The sequence below is a fragment of the Flintibacter porci genome, assembly GCF_041925195.1.
In the GTDB taxonomy this organism is placed as follows: Bacteria; Bacillota; Clostridia; order Oscillospirales; family Oscillospiraceae; genus Lawsonibacter; species Lawsonibacter porci.
The window spans coordinates 284,629-298,276 of the sequence record NZ_JBHEVB010000001.1 but is presented as its reverse complement, the minus strand read 5'-3'; the positions used below and the strand labels follow the sequence as shown (position 1 = coordinate 298,276).

General features: G+C 60.5%; 17 protein-coding genes. 11 read left to right on the top strand and 6 right to left on the bottom strand.

The annotated features are described in order from the left end of the window. Window positions 1-20: 20 nt before the first annotated feature. From ACEVJL_RS01420 to rplQ, 10 genes are all read left to right on the top strand, one after another. Window positions 21-653: an adenylate kinase gene (locus ACEVJL_RS01420; RefSeq protein ID WP_040649803.1), complete on the top strand. Its 633-nt coding sequence runs from the start codon at window positions 21-23 to the stop codon at window positions 651-653. 11 nt (window positions 654-664) lie between these two features. Beyond that, window positions 665-1,429, top strand: coding sequence for a type I methionyl aminopeptidase (map, locus tag ACEVJL_RS01415; protein WP_008982612.1), 765 nt, complete (start codon window positions 665-667; stop codon window positions 1,427-1,429). Continuing rightward, window positions 1,422-1,709, top strand: coding sequence for a KOW domain-containing RNA-binding protein (locus tag ACEVJL_RS01410; protein WP_008982611.1), 288 nt, complete (start codon window positions 1,422-1,424; stop codon window positions 1,707-1,709). The genes map and ACEVJL_RS01410 overlap by 8 nt, the downstream gene beginning before the upstream one ends. Then, window positions 1,696-1,914 carry a translation initiation factor IF-1 gene (infA, locus tag ACEVJL_RS01405; protein WP_020989775.1) on the top strand — a complete coding sequence of 73 codons (219 nt, stop codon included), beginning with the start codon at window positions 1,696-1,698 and terminating at the stop codon, window positions 1,912-1,914. Before ACEVJL_RS01410 ends, infA begins: the two co-directional genes overlap by 14 nt. 228 nt (window positions 1,915-2,142) lie before the next feature. Continuing rightward, entirely contained in the window at window positions 2,143-2,256 is a 114-nt protein-coding gene (gene rpmJ / locus ACEVJL_RS01400) for a 50S ribosomal protein L36 (protein WP_008982609.1), read from the top strand. A gap of 18 nt (window positions 2,257-2,274) precedes the next feature. Then, window positions 2,275-2,643, top strand: coding sequence for a 30S ribosomal protein S13 (rpsM, locus tag ACEVJL_RS01395; RefSeq protein ID WP_008982608.1), 369 nt, complete (start codon window positions 2,275-2,277; stop codon window positions 2,641-2,643). A gap of 13 nt (window positions 2,644-2,656) precedes the next feature. Beyond that, entirely contained in the window at window positions 2,657-3,061 is a 405-nt protein-coding gene (gene rpsK, locus ACEVJL_RS01390; protein WP_008982607.1) for a 30S ribosomal protein S11, read from the top strand. 26 nt (window positions 3,062-3,087) lie between these two features. Beyond that, window positions 3,088-3,690, top strand: coding sequence for a 30S ribosomal protein S4 (rpsD, locus tag ACEVJL_RS01385; RefSeq protein ID WP_008982606.1), 603 nt, complete (start codon window positions 3,088-3,090; stop codon window positions 3,688-3,690). Window positions 3,691-3,818: 128 nt separating this feature from the next. Next, complete coding sequence (locus tag ACEVJL_RS01380; protein WP_235398225.1) at window positions 3,819-4,769, top strand: DNA-directed RNA polymerase subunit alpha; 951 nt, start codon at window positions 3,819-3,821, stop codon at window positions 4,767-4,769. Window positions 4,770-4,984: 215 nt separating this feature from the next. Further along, window positions 4,985-5,329: a 50S ribosomal protein L17 gene (gene rplQ, locus ACEVJL_RS01375; RefSeq protein WP_008982604.1), complete on the top strand. Its 345-nt coding sequence runs from the start codon at window positions 4,985-4,987 to the stop codon at window positions 5,327-5,329. Window positions 5,330-5,471: 142 nt separating this feature from the next. On the opposite strand, the gene secG is transcribed toward rplQ, so the two are convergent. From secG to ACEVJL_RS01345, 6 genes are all read right to left on the bottom strand, one after another. After that, window positions 5,472-5,705: a preprotein translocase subunit SecG gene (secG, locus tag ACEVJL_RS01370; protein ID WP_020989776.1), complete on the bottom strand. Its 234-nt coding sequence runs from the start codon at window positions 5,703-5,705 to the stop codon at window positions 5,472-5,474. Window positions 5,706-5,903: 198 nt separating this feature from the next. Next, on the bottom strand, window positions 5,904-6,281 hold the full coding sequence (locus ACEVJL_RS01365; protein ID WP_008982602.1) for a RidA family protein: 378 nt from the start codon (window positions 6,279-6,281) through the stop codon (window positions 5,904-5,906). Between the two features lie 120 nt (window positions 6,282-6,401). Beyond that, window positions 6,402-7,004, bottom strand: coding sequence for a signal peptidase I (gene lepB / locus ACEVJL_RS01360; protein WP_374736656.1), 603 nt, complete (start codon window positions 7,002-7,004; stop codon window positions 6,402-6,404). A 770-nt stretch (window positions 7,005-7,774) separates the two neighbouring features. Next, entirely contained in the window at window positions 7,775-9,964 is a 2,190-nt protein-coding gene (locus tag ACEVJL_RS01355; protein ID WP_374736655.1) for an AAA family ATPase, read from the bottom strand. After that, window positions 9,961-11,052 carry a metallophosphoesterase family protein gene (locus ACEVJL_RS01350; RefSeq protein WP_374736654.1) on the bottom strand — a complete coding sequence of 364 codons (1,092 nt, stop codon included), beginning with the start codon at window positions 11,050-11,052 and terminating at the stop codon, window positions 9,961-9,963. The genes ACEVJL_RS01355 and ACEVJL_RS01350 overlap by 4 nt, the downstream gene beginning before the upstream one ends. 406 nt (window positions 11,053-11,458) lie before the next feature. Next, window positions 11,459-12,247, bottom strand: a complete 789-nt coding sequence (locus tag ACEVJL_RS01345; RefSeq protein ID WP_374736653.1) for a TIGR00282 family metallophosphoesterase — start codon at window positions 12,245-12,247, stop codon at window positions 11,459-11,461. 154 nt (window positions 12,248-12,401) lie between these two features. On the opposite strand from ACEVJL_RS01345, the gene spoIID reads away from it, so the two are divergent. Next, on the top strand, window positions 12,402-13,445 hold the full coding sequence (gene spoIID, locus ACEVJL_RS01340) for a stage II sporulation protein D (protein ID WP_374736652.1): 1,044 nt from the start codon (window positions 12,402-12,404) through the stop codon (window positions 13,443-13,445). The last annotated feature ends 203 nt before the right edge of the window (window positions 13,446-13,648 follow it).

Genomic DNA, 13,648 nt, shown 5'->3' with positions numbered 1-13,648 from the left:
AGGGAGTGTGTGATATGGGAATGAAGCTGATCCTGCTGGGCGCTCCCGGCGCCGGCAAAGGAACCCAGGCTGAGGTACTCAGCGCTAAGCTGAACATCCCCACCATATCCACCGGCAACATCCTCCGCGCCGCGATCAAAGACGGTACCCCCACCGGCCTGAAGGCCAAGTCCTACATGGACAACGGCCAGCTGGTCCCCGATGAGGTGGTCATCGCCATCGTGGCTGAGCGCCTGGCTCAGGAGGACTGTGCCAACGGCTTTATCCTGGACGGGATGCCCCGCACCCTGCCTCAGGCCGAAGCTCTGGACAAGGCCGGCGTGAAGCTGGACCATGTTCTGTCCATCGAGATCTCCGACGAGGAGATCGAGCAGCGTATGTCGGGCCGTCGGGTGTGCGCCCAGTGCGGCGCCTCCTACCACATTGTGGCCCGGCCCACCAAGGTGGAGGGTGTGTGTGATTCCTGCGGCGGCCCCGTGGTCCTGCGGGATGACGACAAGCCCGAGACCGTGCGTCAGCGTCTGGCGGTCTACCATGAGCAGACCGAGCCCCTGAAGGGCTATTACCAGAGCAAGGGCCTGCTGAGCTCGGTGGATAACCAGCCCACCATTGAAGCCACCACCAAGGTGATTCTGGAGGCGCTGGGGCTTTGAGAAGCATCGAAATGATTTCCATGAAATCTCCCCGTGAGATTGAGGCCATGCGCAAGGCCGGGCGGCTCACCGCCCAGGCCCGGGCGCTGGCCGGCTCCATGGTTCGTCCGGGTGTCACCACCCACGAAATCGATACTGCGGTGCGCCGCTTTATCGAGAGCCATGGCGCCAAGCCTTCCTTCCTTGGTTACGGAGGATTTCCCGGTTCCGCCTGCATTTCGGTCAACGATGTAGTGATCCATGGAATTCCCGGCCCCCTGAAGCTGAAGGAGGGCGACATCGTCAGCGTGGACGTGGGAGCCTATGTAGACGGCTTCCACGGAGACTGCGCCGCCACCTACCCCTGTGGGGAGGTGAGCCCCGAGGCTATGAAGCTCATCCAGGTGACTCAGCAGAGTTTCTGGGAGGGCATCAAGATGGCCCGGAAGGGCATGAGAGTTTCCGATATCGGTCATGCGGTTCAGACCTATGTGGAGAGCTTCGGCTTCTCCGTGGTTCGGGACTTTGTGGGCCACGGTGTGGGCGCCAAGCTCCACGAGGCCCCCGAGGTACGTAACTTCGGGCCTGCCGGCCACGGTCCCCGGCTGCTGCCGGGTATGACTCTGGCGGTGGAACCCATGGTCTGTGCTGGGGATTGGCAGGTAAAGGTGCTGGCCGACAAGTGGACCACCGTCACATTGGACGGCTCCCTGGCTGCGCACTATGAAAATACCATCCTCATTACAGATGGAGAGCCGGAGATCCTTACCGTTACGGAAGATGGGGCCTATGTGTAATAGCAGCGGCCAAATCGTCCGGGCGACGGCCGGACGGGACAAGGGCGAGCTGTTCTTTGTCACCGGACAGGAGGGGGAATTTCTCCTGCTGGCCAACGGGAAGGGCCGTACCATGGCCGCTCCCAAACGGAAAAAGCCCCGCCATGTGGCGTGGCTGGACCAGGGGGACTTCCGTCACCCTGCTGTGGAAAAACTGCAACAAGGACAAACGGTATCCGATCGAGAACTGAGAAGGGCGCTGGCCGCCTTCAAGGAGGGAAACACGCTTGGCGAAAGATGATATGATCGAGCTGGAGGGAGTCGTCACCGAATCCCTGCCCAACACCACGTTCCATGTGGACATCGGCAATGGGCACATCATTCTGGCTCATATTTCCGGCAAGCTGCGCATGAACTTCATCCGCATCCTGCCCGGAGATAAGGTGACCGTACAGATGTCACCCTACGACCTCACCCGAGGCCGTATTACCTGGCGTTCTAAGTAACTATTAACGACCGCGCTGTCACAGGCTGGTTCCTCTGGAGCCTTGCCTCCGGGGAATCCGTTCCCTCAGCGGCCGCAGGCCGCCCCAAAGCGAAGCCCAGCGAAGCGGGTTCGCTTTGGAGAGGAGGAGCAGCGAAGCGAACGAACATTCAGCCCTGGCTGGATGTGAGCGATGTGAAGCTTGTGACGACGACGGGGCCATTCAGGCATTCATCAGGAGGTTTTAACAATGAAAGTCAGACCGTCCGTGAAGCCCATGTGCGAGAAGTGCAAAGTCATTAAGCGCAAGGGCAAAGTCATGGTTATTTGCGAAAACCCCAAGCATAAGCAGAGACAAGGTTAATTGGAGGTGCTGTAATAAATGGCTCGTATTGCCGGCATTGATCTGCCCAGAGAGAAGAGAGTCGAGATCGGCCTCACTTATATCTACGGCATTGGGCGCACCAGCGCCAACAAGATCCTGGCCAAGGCCGGGATTAACCCCGACACCCGCGTGAAGGACCTCACCGAGGACGATGAGGCCAAGCTGCGTGAGATCATCAGCCACGAGTACACCGTGGAGGGTGACCTGCGCCGCAACGTGGCTATGGACATCAAGCGGCTGACCGAGATCGGCTGCTACCGCGGTATCCGTCACCGCAAGGGCCTGCCTGTGCGCGGCCAGCGGTCCAAGACCAACGCCCGTACCCGCAAGGGTCCCAAGCGTACCGTGGCCAACAAGAAGAAGTAAGGAGGGATAACACATGGCTGCAAATACCAAGGGTAAGAAAGTGGTGCGTAAGCGCCGCGAGCGTAAGAACGTGGAGAAGGGCCAGGTGCATATCCGTTCCTCCTTCAACAACACCATGGTGACTGTCACCGACATGCAGGGCAACGCCCTGTCCTGGGCCTCCTCCGGCGGCCTGGGCTTCCGTGGTTCCCGTAAGTCCACCCCCTTTGCCGCTCAGACCGCCGCCGAGACTGCCGCTAAGGCTGCTATGGAGGGCTATGGCCTGAAGATCGTTGAGGTCTACGTAAAGGGTCCCGGCGCCGGCCGTGAGGCCGCCATTCGTGCGCTGCAGGCCGTGGGCCTGGAGGTCACCCTGATCAAGGACGTGACCCCCGTTCCCCACAACGGCTGCCGGCCCCCGAAGCGCCGCCGTGTCTGATCTGGAATAAAGGAGGTTTTTGACAGATGGCTAGAAATATGCAGCCCATCGCCAAGCGGTGCAAGGCTCTGAACCTGTCTCCCGCCGCCATGGGCTATGCCAAGAAGACGACCAACCGTAACCCCAAGGGTCAGATGCGCAGAAAGCAGTCTGAGTACGCCATGCAGCTGACCGAGAAGCAGAAGGTCAAGTTCGTGTACGGCATCATGGAGAAGCAGTTCCACATGTACTACGAGAAGGCCACCCGTATGCCCGGCAAGACCGGTGAGAATCTGCTGACTCTCATCGAGCGCCGCCTGGACAACGTGGTGTACCGCCTGGGCTTCGCCATGACCCGCCGTGAGGCTCGTCAGCTGGTGACCCACGGTCACTTCACCGTCAACGGCCAGCGCGTTGACATCCCCTCCTTCCTGGTGAAGGTGGGCGACGTCATCGAGGTGCGTGAGAAGAGCCGTTCTTCCGTGAAGTTTAAGCGCCTGCTGGGCGAGGACGCCCCCGTGGTGAACGTGCCCAAGTGGCTGGACCACGCCAAGAACACCCTCCAGGGTAAGGTCGTTGCTCTGCCCGTTCGGGACGACATCGACTTCCCCGTGGAAGAGCACCTCATCGTCGAGCTGTACTCTAAGTAATTATATTGTTCCGTGGGCCTTCGGCTTGGCCGGAGGCCCTACGGAGTTAGACTTAGACAACCCTCAGATATTGGTGAGCTGAATCAGGCGGCGTGAAAGCCGCCCAGAAAAGGAGGGTATCATAGCATATGGTAGAAATCGAGAAGCCCCGCATTGATTGTGTGGAAAATCCCGGTGACGCTTCCTACGGCAAGTATGTGGCGGAGCCCCTGGAGCGCGGTTACGGCACCACCCTGGGCAACTCCCTGCGCCGGATCCTGCTGTCCTCTCTGCCTGGCACCGCGGTGACCTCCATCAAGATCGCCGGCGTCCAGCATGAGTTTTCCACCATCCCCGGCATCAAAGAGGACGTGACCGAGATCGTCCTGAACATCAAGAGCATTATCGCCAAGCTCCACTGCGAGGAGAACAAGACGGTTCACATTGAGGCCAGCGGCGAGTGCGAGGTCACTGCCGGCGACATCAAGTGTGACGCCGATGTGGAGATCCTCAACCCCGAGCTGCACATTGCCACTCTGGGTCCCGACGCCACCCTGAGCATGGAGCTGACTTTGTCCCACGGCCGCGGCTATGTCCCTGCCGACCGGAACAAGCCCGCCCAGACCATCATCGGCCTGATCCCTGTGGACTCCATCTACACCCCGGTGCGCAAGGTGAATTACACCGTTGAGAACACCCGTGTAGGCGATGCCACCGACTACGACAAGCTGACTCTGGAGGTCTGGACCGACGGCACCATCGACGCCCGTGACGCGGTGTCCCTGGGCGCCCGGATCCTGTGCGATCACTTTGCTCTGTTCACCGACCTGTCCGAGACCATGGGCAGCCGTTCCACCGTGGTGGAGAAGGCCGAGACCCAGCGGGACAAGGTGATGGAGATGACCATCGACGACATGGACCTGTCCGTGCGTTCCTATAACTGCCTCAAGCGCGCTAACATCAACACGGTGGAGGATCTGATCTCCAAGACCGAGGAAGAGATGATGAAGGTGCGTAACCTGGGCCGCAAGAGCCTGGAAGAGGTCATCAACAAGCTAGCTATGATGGGTCTGTCCCTGGCCAGCGATGATAACCAGTAAGAAGCGCGAAGGATAGGCGCGCCCTGTCTGCAGCGTGATCAAAAGAAGCGCGAAGGATTTTTCCTCACGCTTCCCGGGGCCGCCAGGAAGGTATGTAACGTTCCTCTTCCTGCACGCGTTGCGTCCCGCTTTTGCAGGGGCTCCCGATCCCATTTGGGGTCTAATGAACGAATTTTAGATGGATCTCGCCACGCGAGGTCGAAGGAGAGTTTCTTATGTCTCAGAAGAACCGTAAGCTGGGCCGCACCAGCGATCAGCGTAAGGCTATGCTCCGTGCCATGGTGACCTACCTGCTGGAGAACGGCCAGATCAAGACCACCGTCACCCGCGCCAAGGAAGTGGCTCCCGTGGCCGAGAAGATGATCACCCTGGCTAAGAAGAACGACCTGGCTGCTTATCGTCAGGCTCTGGGCTTCATCACCAAGGAGGATGTGGCCAAGAAGCTGTTCCAGGAGCTGGGCCCCAAGTATGCCGAGCGTAACGGCGGTTACACCCGCATTGTCCGCATCGGCGCCCGCCGCGGCGACGCCGCTGAGATGGCTATCATCCAGCTGGTGTAATGTCGGAGATCGTGTGATCATCCCACCTGTTACAGGATAAAAAATCCCGCCCTTTCGGGCGGGATTTTTTAATGGCCGAAAAGTCGTATATACAAATAAAAAACTCCCGGTGTGCTGTCACACCGGGAGTTTGGTTTATTTCTCAGATCAGAGACAGGGCCAGGGTGAGAATCACGAAGACGATAGCCACCCACTTGGTCATCTTGGCCAGCTTGGAGTCCCAGGTCTTGGCCTTGTTCTTAGACAGGAAGGTATCCACGCCGCCGGCGATGGCACCAGACAGACCAGCGCTCTTGCCGGACTGAAGCATAACCACCGCAATAAGAACCAGCGCGCACAGCACCTGAATTACAGTAAGAGCGAGCTTCAAAGTCATAGTAATCGTTCCTTTCAAGCCCCGGGGGGCGAAAAATCAAACTTGCGGCGGCCGCTGCCGGACGCAGAGTTTATAATAGCACATTGTGGGAGAAATTGCAAGCGTTTTATCGAAAATCCTTCGGATTTCTCCCATTTCCCGGGAAACACAGCCCCTCGGGAAGGAACAAAACAAGAAGCACAAGATAGACGAAATAAATTACAGCTGGGCGATGGCCTCGATCTCCACCAGGGCGTCCTTGGGCAGGCGGCCCACCTGGACGGCAGAACGGGCGGGGTAGGGCTCCTGGAAGAACTGAGCATAGACCTCGTTCATGGCGGCGAAGTCATTCATATCCTGAAGGAACACGGTGGTCTTGACCACAGCGCCCATGTTGGTGCCGGCAGCGTTAAGGATGGCCTTGATGTTGTTCAGAGACTGGCGGGCCTGCTCCTGGATACCGCCCTCCACAATCGCGCCGGTCTCGGGATCAATGGGGACCTGGCCGGAGGTAAACAGCAGCTGGCCGATTTGGATGGCCTGGGAGTAGGGGCCGATGGCGGCGGGGGCCTTATCAGTATGAATGACCTGCTTCATAGCGGAAAACTCCTTTTCTCACATAAAATAGTGGGCTCAATGGCCTAGAGAAATTGTATCACGGAGGCGTGTCCGCCGTCAACGCGGAAAAAAGGCTGCCCTGACGGGCAGCCTGATGGGTCAAAGCGGACCAAATTTGGAGAAGGGGAAGATGGAGAAAACAGCCTTACCCAGGACATAATCCTCATCAATGGTACCGATGAGATTGTCCCGGCTGTCGTCGGAGTCGTTGCGGTTGTCGCCCATCACAAAGATAGAACCCTCAGGCACTTCGATGTGGGTGCTGCCACGGTCGCCGTAGATATCCACCATGGGCTCCCAGATATAAGGTTCGTCCAAAGGCTCTCCGTCCACATAGACGGTGCTGGTGGCGTAATCAATGTCCACAGTCTGACCGCCCACGGCAATGACACGCTTGACGATGGCCACGCCATCCAGGTGGGTGGCAGTGGTTTTGTTGAGGACCACGATATCGCCCTGCTGGGGAGTGTAGCCCAGAGACCAGACCAGAAGAAGTTCGTTGTTCTGCAAAGTATAGTCCATGGAATTTCCGTCTACCCGAGTGAGGCGGCCGAAGAAGGTAAAGACAAGCACCAGGACCACCAGGGCGGTGGTCAGCGCGTTGAGCCAATAAAACAGGTCGTCGGAGGATTTTTCAACGGTTTTTTCCTCCTGAGGCTCCTGCTGGGAGTCCAGGGGCTGCTGATCGTATTTTGAATCCATAGGGGATGCCTCCTTGTGTTGCAGTGGTAGATCGTTACATTATACCCGGTTTGCAGGAAAAATTCAACCGGGGGTATTATTTTTGCGCAGAGGGAACGTTACTTTCTGCTCGCACAGAAAGTAACCAAAGATGCGCCAAGGGGTATGGCTCCGACGAACACCTCGCCGCAGGCGAGTGTTCATAGTCACCACACCCCCTGGACCCCCTTTACGTGGGACGCCTTCCTGTGAACTTGGAAGAAGACTCCCGGCGGAATTAAAACAAGTTCGATGGTACCACTTGCCTCGGCCCACTGGGGCCTACACGTTAAAAATTTAGAAGATATCCAGTTGAAATGACACCGCCTACTCTGGTATAACCGTGGCAGCTGGGCAATCAATGATTGCCACACTCAACAGGTTGGCAGGCACCAGGCGGTGTACGTTAGAAGAGAAATAATTAAATTTTGATGGAAGTAGGCCCCAGTGGGCCGGGAATAGAAGGGAAACAGATCTTGATTTTGCCCGCCGGAAAACACTTAAAATCCAAAGGGACCTGTTCCCGTCACCGGGGGTCTGGGGGGATGACGACTGTGAACGCCCGCCTTTGGCGAGGCGTTCGCCGGAGGCATTCCCCCAGTCACTCTCAAGGTGAATTGCCCCAAAGGGGCAAGAGAGGGTGGCCTGGGCCATTGGTTCCTTTTTGGGCAAGCAAAAAGGAACTCGCCCCGCAGGGCGGAATCCAATAAAAAGTAGGAGCAACAAGAAATGTCACTCCTACAAAGATCACATTATGAAAGATTTTTCTCTCGAGTGTGACAGGAGAAAAGCAAAATCTGCCGCTGCTCGGACAATTCCTGAAGAAGCTCCAGAGCCCGCTTGGCCCGCACGTCGTCAAAGGCAGCCAGGGCCTCGTCCAGCACCAACGGTGCATCCGGCAAACACAGGTCACACACCGCCAGGCGTACCGCCAGATAGATCTGGTCTACCGTTCCCTTGGACAGGTACAGCGCGCTGTGAGGCAGCACGTCCCGTTCTCCAGAGGCGCTGGCTTCCAGCTCCTTGTCCAGGGACAGGGCATGATATTTGCCCCCGGTGAGTCGACTGAGGAGGGCACCCGCCGCGCGGTTGAGCTGGGGCGAGAACCGCTGCTGAAGCTGGGCGTTGGCCTGCTGGAGGGTCTCCATGGCGATGGAGATGGCCTGGTATTCCCGGCGACGGCGCTCCAGCTCCTCCTCCACCTGCTCCAGCCGGGCAGAGAGAATGGCTGGGTCACCCAGGGCCTGCTGCTTGCCCCGGGCCTGGTTGAGTGCCCGGTCCAGCCGCTCCAGCTCCACCTGGAGCCGCCCCGTCTCCTGAGCGGCCTGTTCCAGGGAGAGGGTGGGCTGGGACAGCGGGGTCTCTTCCGACAGCTCTCTGCCGCCCTGGGCCTGGAGAGCCTGGGTAAGGCGCTGGGCGCCCTCCAGCTTGGAACGGGCCAGGGTCTCCCGCTCGCCCAGGTTCAGCGCCCGGGAGAGGGCGGCAGAGACGCCAAAGAGCTCCTTTACCTCGGGGGCAAAGGTGTGGACAAACCGGAACAGCTCCTGACGGCTATTTTCCAGCCGGGCCTGGCGGTCCTTCAGACCGCCCTGGATCATCCGCACCTGCTGGGCAGCTTGGCCGGCGGCGGCCATCCGCTGCTGATAGTTTCCTGCCAGGGCGGCGATCTCCTCCACATCATCCACCCCGTAGCGCTCCAAAATCTTGGCTGCCTGCCGGGCAGATTTCGTTCCGTTTGCGAAAACCAGGGCAGAGGCAGCGGCGCACAGCACATAGGCGATGGGCCCCAGCCACCAGAAGGGGCCGAAGATAGTCAGTGCCGCGCCGGCCACTACGCCTACAATTTGGAGCAGGGCAAAATTTCGGCGGCTAGCAGCCTTCCTGGCCATGCCGGAGCGGTGGCTCTCGCTGTCCCGCTCCCCTTTGCGCACCGCTTCTTCTCCGGTCATGCCCGGGAAGTGGTCGTCCTGGGCTGCCTGGCGGGCGCGCTCCAGGGCCTGCTGGGCCAGGGCCAGTTCCTCCTGGCCTTGCCGGATCTCCGGCTCCAGAGCCTTGAGAAAGGCCAGCTCCCCCTGTGCCCGCTTCAGGGCATCCCGGGAGGGGATGGGACCAAACCGGGCCTGCTCGGAGAGCAGCGCGTTCAGCTGTGCCTGTGCCTGAGCCTCGTCGGTGCGGGCCTTGGTATACTGGAGATCCAGTTTCCGTTGGGCAATGGCCTTATGAAGGGCCAGCTGCCGGGTGCAGAAGGCATGCTTTCGGGCGGCCTGGGCCCGCTCTCCCTCCAGCTGGTTGAGCTGGTCGTTGAGCTGGGAGAGCTCGCCTGCACTGCGGGCCAGTTCCGCCTGCTCCTCCTCCAGCTGAGGGATGCGGCCCACGCTCTTGTTGACCTTGCGGCGGTTGAGCCACTCCTTGAGCTGTCGCTCCACCTGGGAGTAGGATACATCCTCCTCCCCGGAGGAAACCAGGGCGGCGATGCGGGCCTCCAGCTCCGGGGCGGAGCGGATGGCCAGGGTGCCGCTTTGTCCGATGAAGGCGGAGCGCTCATAGACCTCCCGGCCTACGCCCAGCAGCATCTGACCGCAGGTGTCGGCGGTCAGGCCGGGGACGGGCTCCTCGGTGCCGGTATACACGGCGGAGAAGCTGCCAAAGGGCACGTTGCCCCGAGGTCCCCTCCGAATGGTAATGTCCTGGCCCTGCCACTCCAGGGTGATCTCCCCCTCCATGGGGGCGCCGGACCAGGGCTGGTAGCGGTTCTTGTCGGCCAGGTGGCCCTTTCGGTCCCGGTCCCGGGTGTCGATGCCGTAGAACATAGCTTTTAAAAAGGCGCACCAGGTGGACTTGCCCCCTTCGTTGGGGGCAGTGATGACGTTAAGCCCCGGCTCCAGAGCGAGGTGCTCCCCCTGGAGCTTGCCGAAGGTGGCGGTCATGGTTTTGATTTTCATGGAGCCACATCCTCCCCTCGTTCCAGGGCGGCCAGGCCAAAGCGCACCGCCAGCTGTAAGGTCTCATCCTCCGGGTCCGCCTGACAGCGGGCGGCCATGGAGCGGAGAAACAGTCCGGTAAGGGAGTCCTCCTCCCGCCGCGCCCACACCTCCCGGCGCACCCGGGTGCGGTCCCGGAGGGTCAGACCATAAAACCGGGGAGCCAGAACCGTTTCCAGGGCGGTAAGGTCTAGGGGGGATTCCCCGCGCTCTCCGGTAAAGGTGATGCGGTAGACGTCATTGTCTGTGTCTGGAGGCAGAACGGCCCGTACCGCCTCCAGAGGGCTCTCCCAGTCGGTGAGATCCACAGTCAGCTCTTCATACCGCCGCCGCCTCAGGGGCACCAGCTCCCCCTGGCAGCCCCTCTCGTCCAGGGTGAGGCAGAGCACGCCTTTCTCTCCCGTCTCGTCAAAGCCGCGGCCCTCGGGGCAGCCGGGATAGGCCCAGAAGGTAGTTTCCTCTCTCTGCACGCCGCTGCACTGGTGAACGTGGCCCAGAGCCAGATAATGAAGGCCGCTGGCGGCGATGTCCTCCCGGGAAATGGGGGCGTAGTCTCCCATGCCCTCTACCTGGCCGTGGAGCACCATCAGATGAACCTTTCCGTCCTGAGGGGCGGTAAAGCCCGACAGGGGGGAGGTGTCCTCCCGGGAAGCCAGAAAGGCCCGGCCATGGACCACGCAGCCCAGCTGGGGGAGCTCCACCGCCTCCAGGTCACCGGAGGTGAAAATATGTACATTCTCCGGCCACTCCAGGGCGGCGTAGAGGGAGTTTATATGGTAGTAGTCGTGGTTGCCCGGGGACAGAAACACCGGGCAGGGGATCTGTCCCAGGGCCTGAGAGAGGGCCTGGGCGGTCTCCCGGTAGGTCTGGTGGCTGTCCAGCAGGTCGCCGGAGAGGAGCACCAGGTCGGCCTGCCGCTGCCGGGAGAGCTCGGCCAGGGCAGAGAGCAGCTCCCGCTGCTCGCCCCGGCGCTGGGCAGCGCGCTGGGGGGTGAGGCCGGCAAAGGGGCTGTCCAGGTGGAAGTCAGCCCCGTGGATGATGGTCAGCAAGGTTTGTTCCAGTCCTTTCTATGGATAAGGGGGGAGGACGCACGCAGTGCGTCCGGGAAAATACGGGCGTTCTTTCCAGCGATGGAAAGAACCAAAGATCGCCGGGGGACGGCTCCGATGAGCGCCTACGCGGAGCGGGCGCTCATAGTCCCCTTTCCCCCGGTCCCCCTTTACGGGGGACGCCCTCCTGCGTTCTTGGGCAATTTTAGCCGGCGGGCAAAACCAAGTCGGACTTTCCTTCTTGCCCCGGGGGCACAGGCCCCTGCAACGTGAAAATTTGGAAGCATTTGCGTTGTACGAATACCGCCTGGCCTGGCATAACCGTGGCAGGGGGCGATTCCATTCAGAAGGGAAACGAAGTTTCCCACAAAGCTTTTTTGCCTACTTTTTTCTCGAAAAAAGTAGGTTACTCCAGGAGGTCTACACGCTGGACCTGGACACAGCGGTTCTTGTCCGTGTCGATGGTGAAGCGGCAAGCATTGATCTTGCAAGGACCCTCCGACTCCTCATAGCGCCGGGGCAGACCGCCCAAAAACAGGTTGATGGAGTGCTCGGGGCGGATGCCCAGCACGGAATGTCTCGGTCCCGTCATCCCCAAGTCGGTGACAAAGCCGGTGCCTTTGGGCAAAATCTGGGTGTCGGCGGTGGGTACGTGGGTGTGGGTGCCCCACAGGGCGTGGATGCGTCCGTCCAGATACCAGGCCATGGCGCCCTTCTCGCTGGTGGCCTCGGCGTGGAAGTCCAGCAGCAGCACCTGGCACTGCTGGGCCTCATGGGAGCGCAGAATCTGATTGGCTGCCTTGAAGGGGCTGTCCAGATTGGAGTTGAGCTCCAGACGGCCCATCAGGTTCATGACGCCGATTTTCAGCCCCTTGGGTCCGTCGTACACCCCAAAGCCACGGCCGGGTACCCGGCCGGCGTAGTTGGCCGGGCGGAGAATATAGGGGTCCTTGTCCAGAAAATCCGCAATCTGGATGCGGTTCCAGGTATGGTTGCCCAGGGTGATCACATCGGCCCCGGCGTCGTACAGACCACGGGCCTGCCGGGGGGTGAGCCCCACGCCGGAGGCGTTCTCTCCGTTGACCACGGTGAAGTGGATGTCATGCTCCCGCTGGAGCTCCCGCAGGCGGCGGGCCAGGATATCCTGACCGCCCTCGCCTACAATATCGCCAACCGCCAAAATGTTCAGCAGCATTGTGTCTCCTCCTTGGATGGAAAAAAGTGTCCTGCTCCATATTATAGTAGATGGAGCGGGAAAGGGCAAAGCCTTTTTCCACGAAGAAGGGCGGACATATTTTTGCCCTGCCGGACATAGGCTGTTTTACACGCAACAGTGAGGAGGGGATGGAATGGACTACCGGCAGCGGCGGGAGACAGGGACAGGCTGGAACGCCCGGCGGACCGCGGGGCTGGGCCTCATTTTGGCAGTGGTGGTGTTTTTTCTTCCTCTGCTCACGGTAGGGGGCGAGCCGGTGCTGGGACTGGCTCAGCAGGGGGAGGGCGGCGGCGCAGCCCAGGGGGAGAGCGTTCAGACCCAGGCGGCCAAGGACCGGGGAAAGGTGGTAAAGCTCCTCCAGGAGGACGGGACGGTGACCGAGCTGACCATGGAGGACTACCTGTTTGGGGTGGTGGCGGCGGAGATGCCCGCCTCCTTCGAGCTGGAGGCTCTAAAGGCGCAGACCTGTGCCGCCCGGACCTACACCGTGCGCAAGCAGAACAATCCCACCCAGGCCCATCCGGATGCCGACGTATGCACGGACACAGGCTGCTGTCAGGCCTATGTCACCCGGGAGGCGGCCGAGACCCGGTGGGGATTGAGCGCCGGGGAGTATAGCCAAAAGATCGCCCAGGCCATTGCGGAGACCGACGGCATGGGGATTCTCTACCAGGGTCAGCCCATCCAGGCGGTGTTCTTCTCCTCTGCGCCGGGGTATACGGTGGACGCGGTGGAGGTCTGGGGCAACAGTGTGGATTACTTAAAGAGCGTGGAGAGCCCGGAGGGGGAGGAAGTGCCCAATTACCACAGCCAGGTGGTGAAACGTGGAGAGGAAGTAAAAAACGCGGTGCTCTCCGCCTATCCCGGCGCCGACCTGTCCGGCGATCCGTCGGGCTGGTTTGGGACTCCGGCAGTTAATGAGGGAGGCACCGTGTCCAGTATCCTGGTGGGCGGCGTCACCCTGACGGGAGGGCAGGTGCGCACCCTGTTTGACCTGCGCTCGGCCTGCTTTACCGTGGCCTGGGATGGGACCAACTTTACCTTTTCCGTCACCGGTTACGGCCACGGGGTGGGTATGAGCCAGTACGGGGCCAACGCCATGGCCAAGGCGGGGAGCACCTACGATGAGATTTTGACCTGGTACTACACCGGCGCGGAAGTCTCCCCGCTTTCTTAGAAAGAAAGCTTGGCAAAGAACTTCCTGCGAAGCTTCGCTTCGCCTCTGCGCCCGTAAGGGAGGTTTTTGGTAGGAGTGATGTGCTGCGTCGCTCCTACTGTTTATTTGGAGAGCTCCGCCCTGCGGGGCGGGTTCCTTTTTGGGGCGGCAGTGGTCGGGGGATTGGCTGCCACAGTTTTGCCAGAGTAGGCGGTGTGCGTACA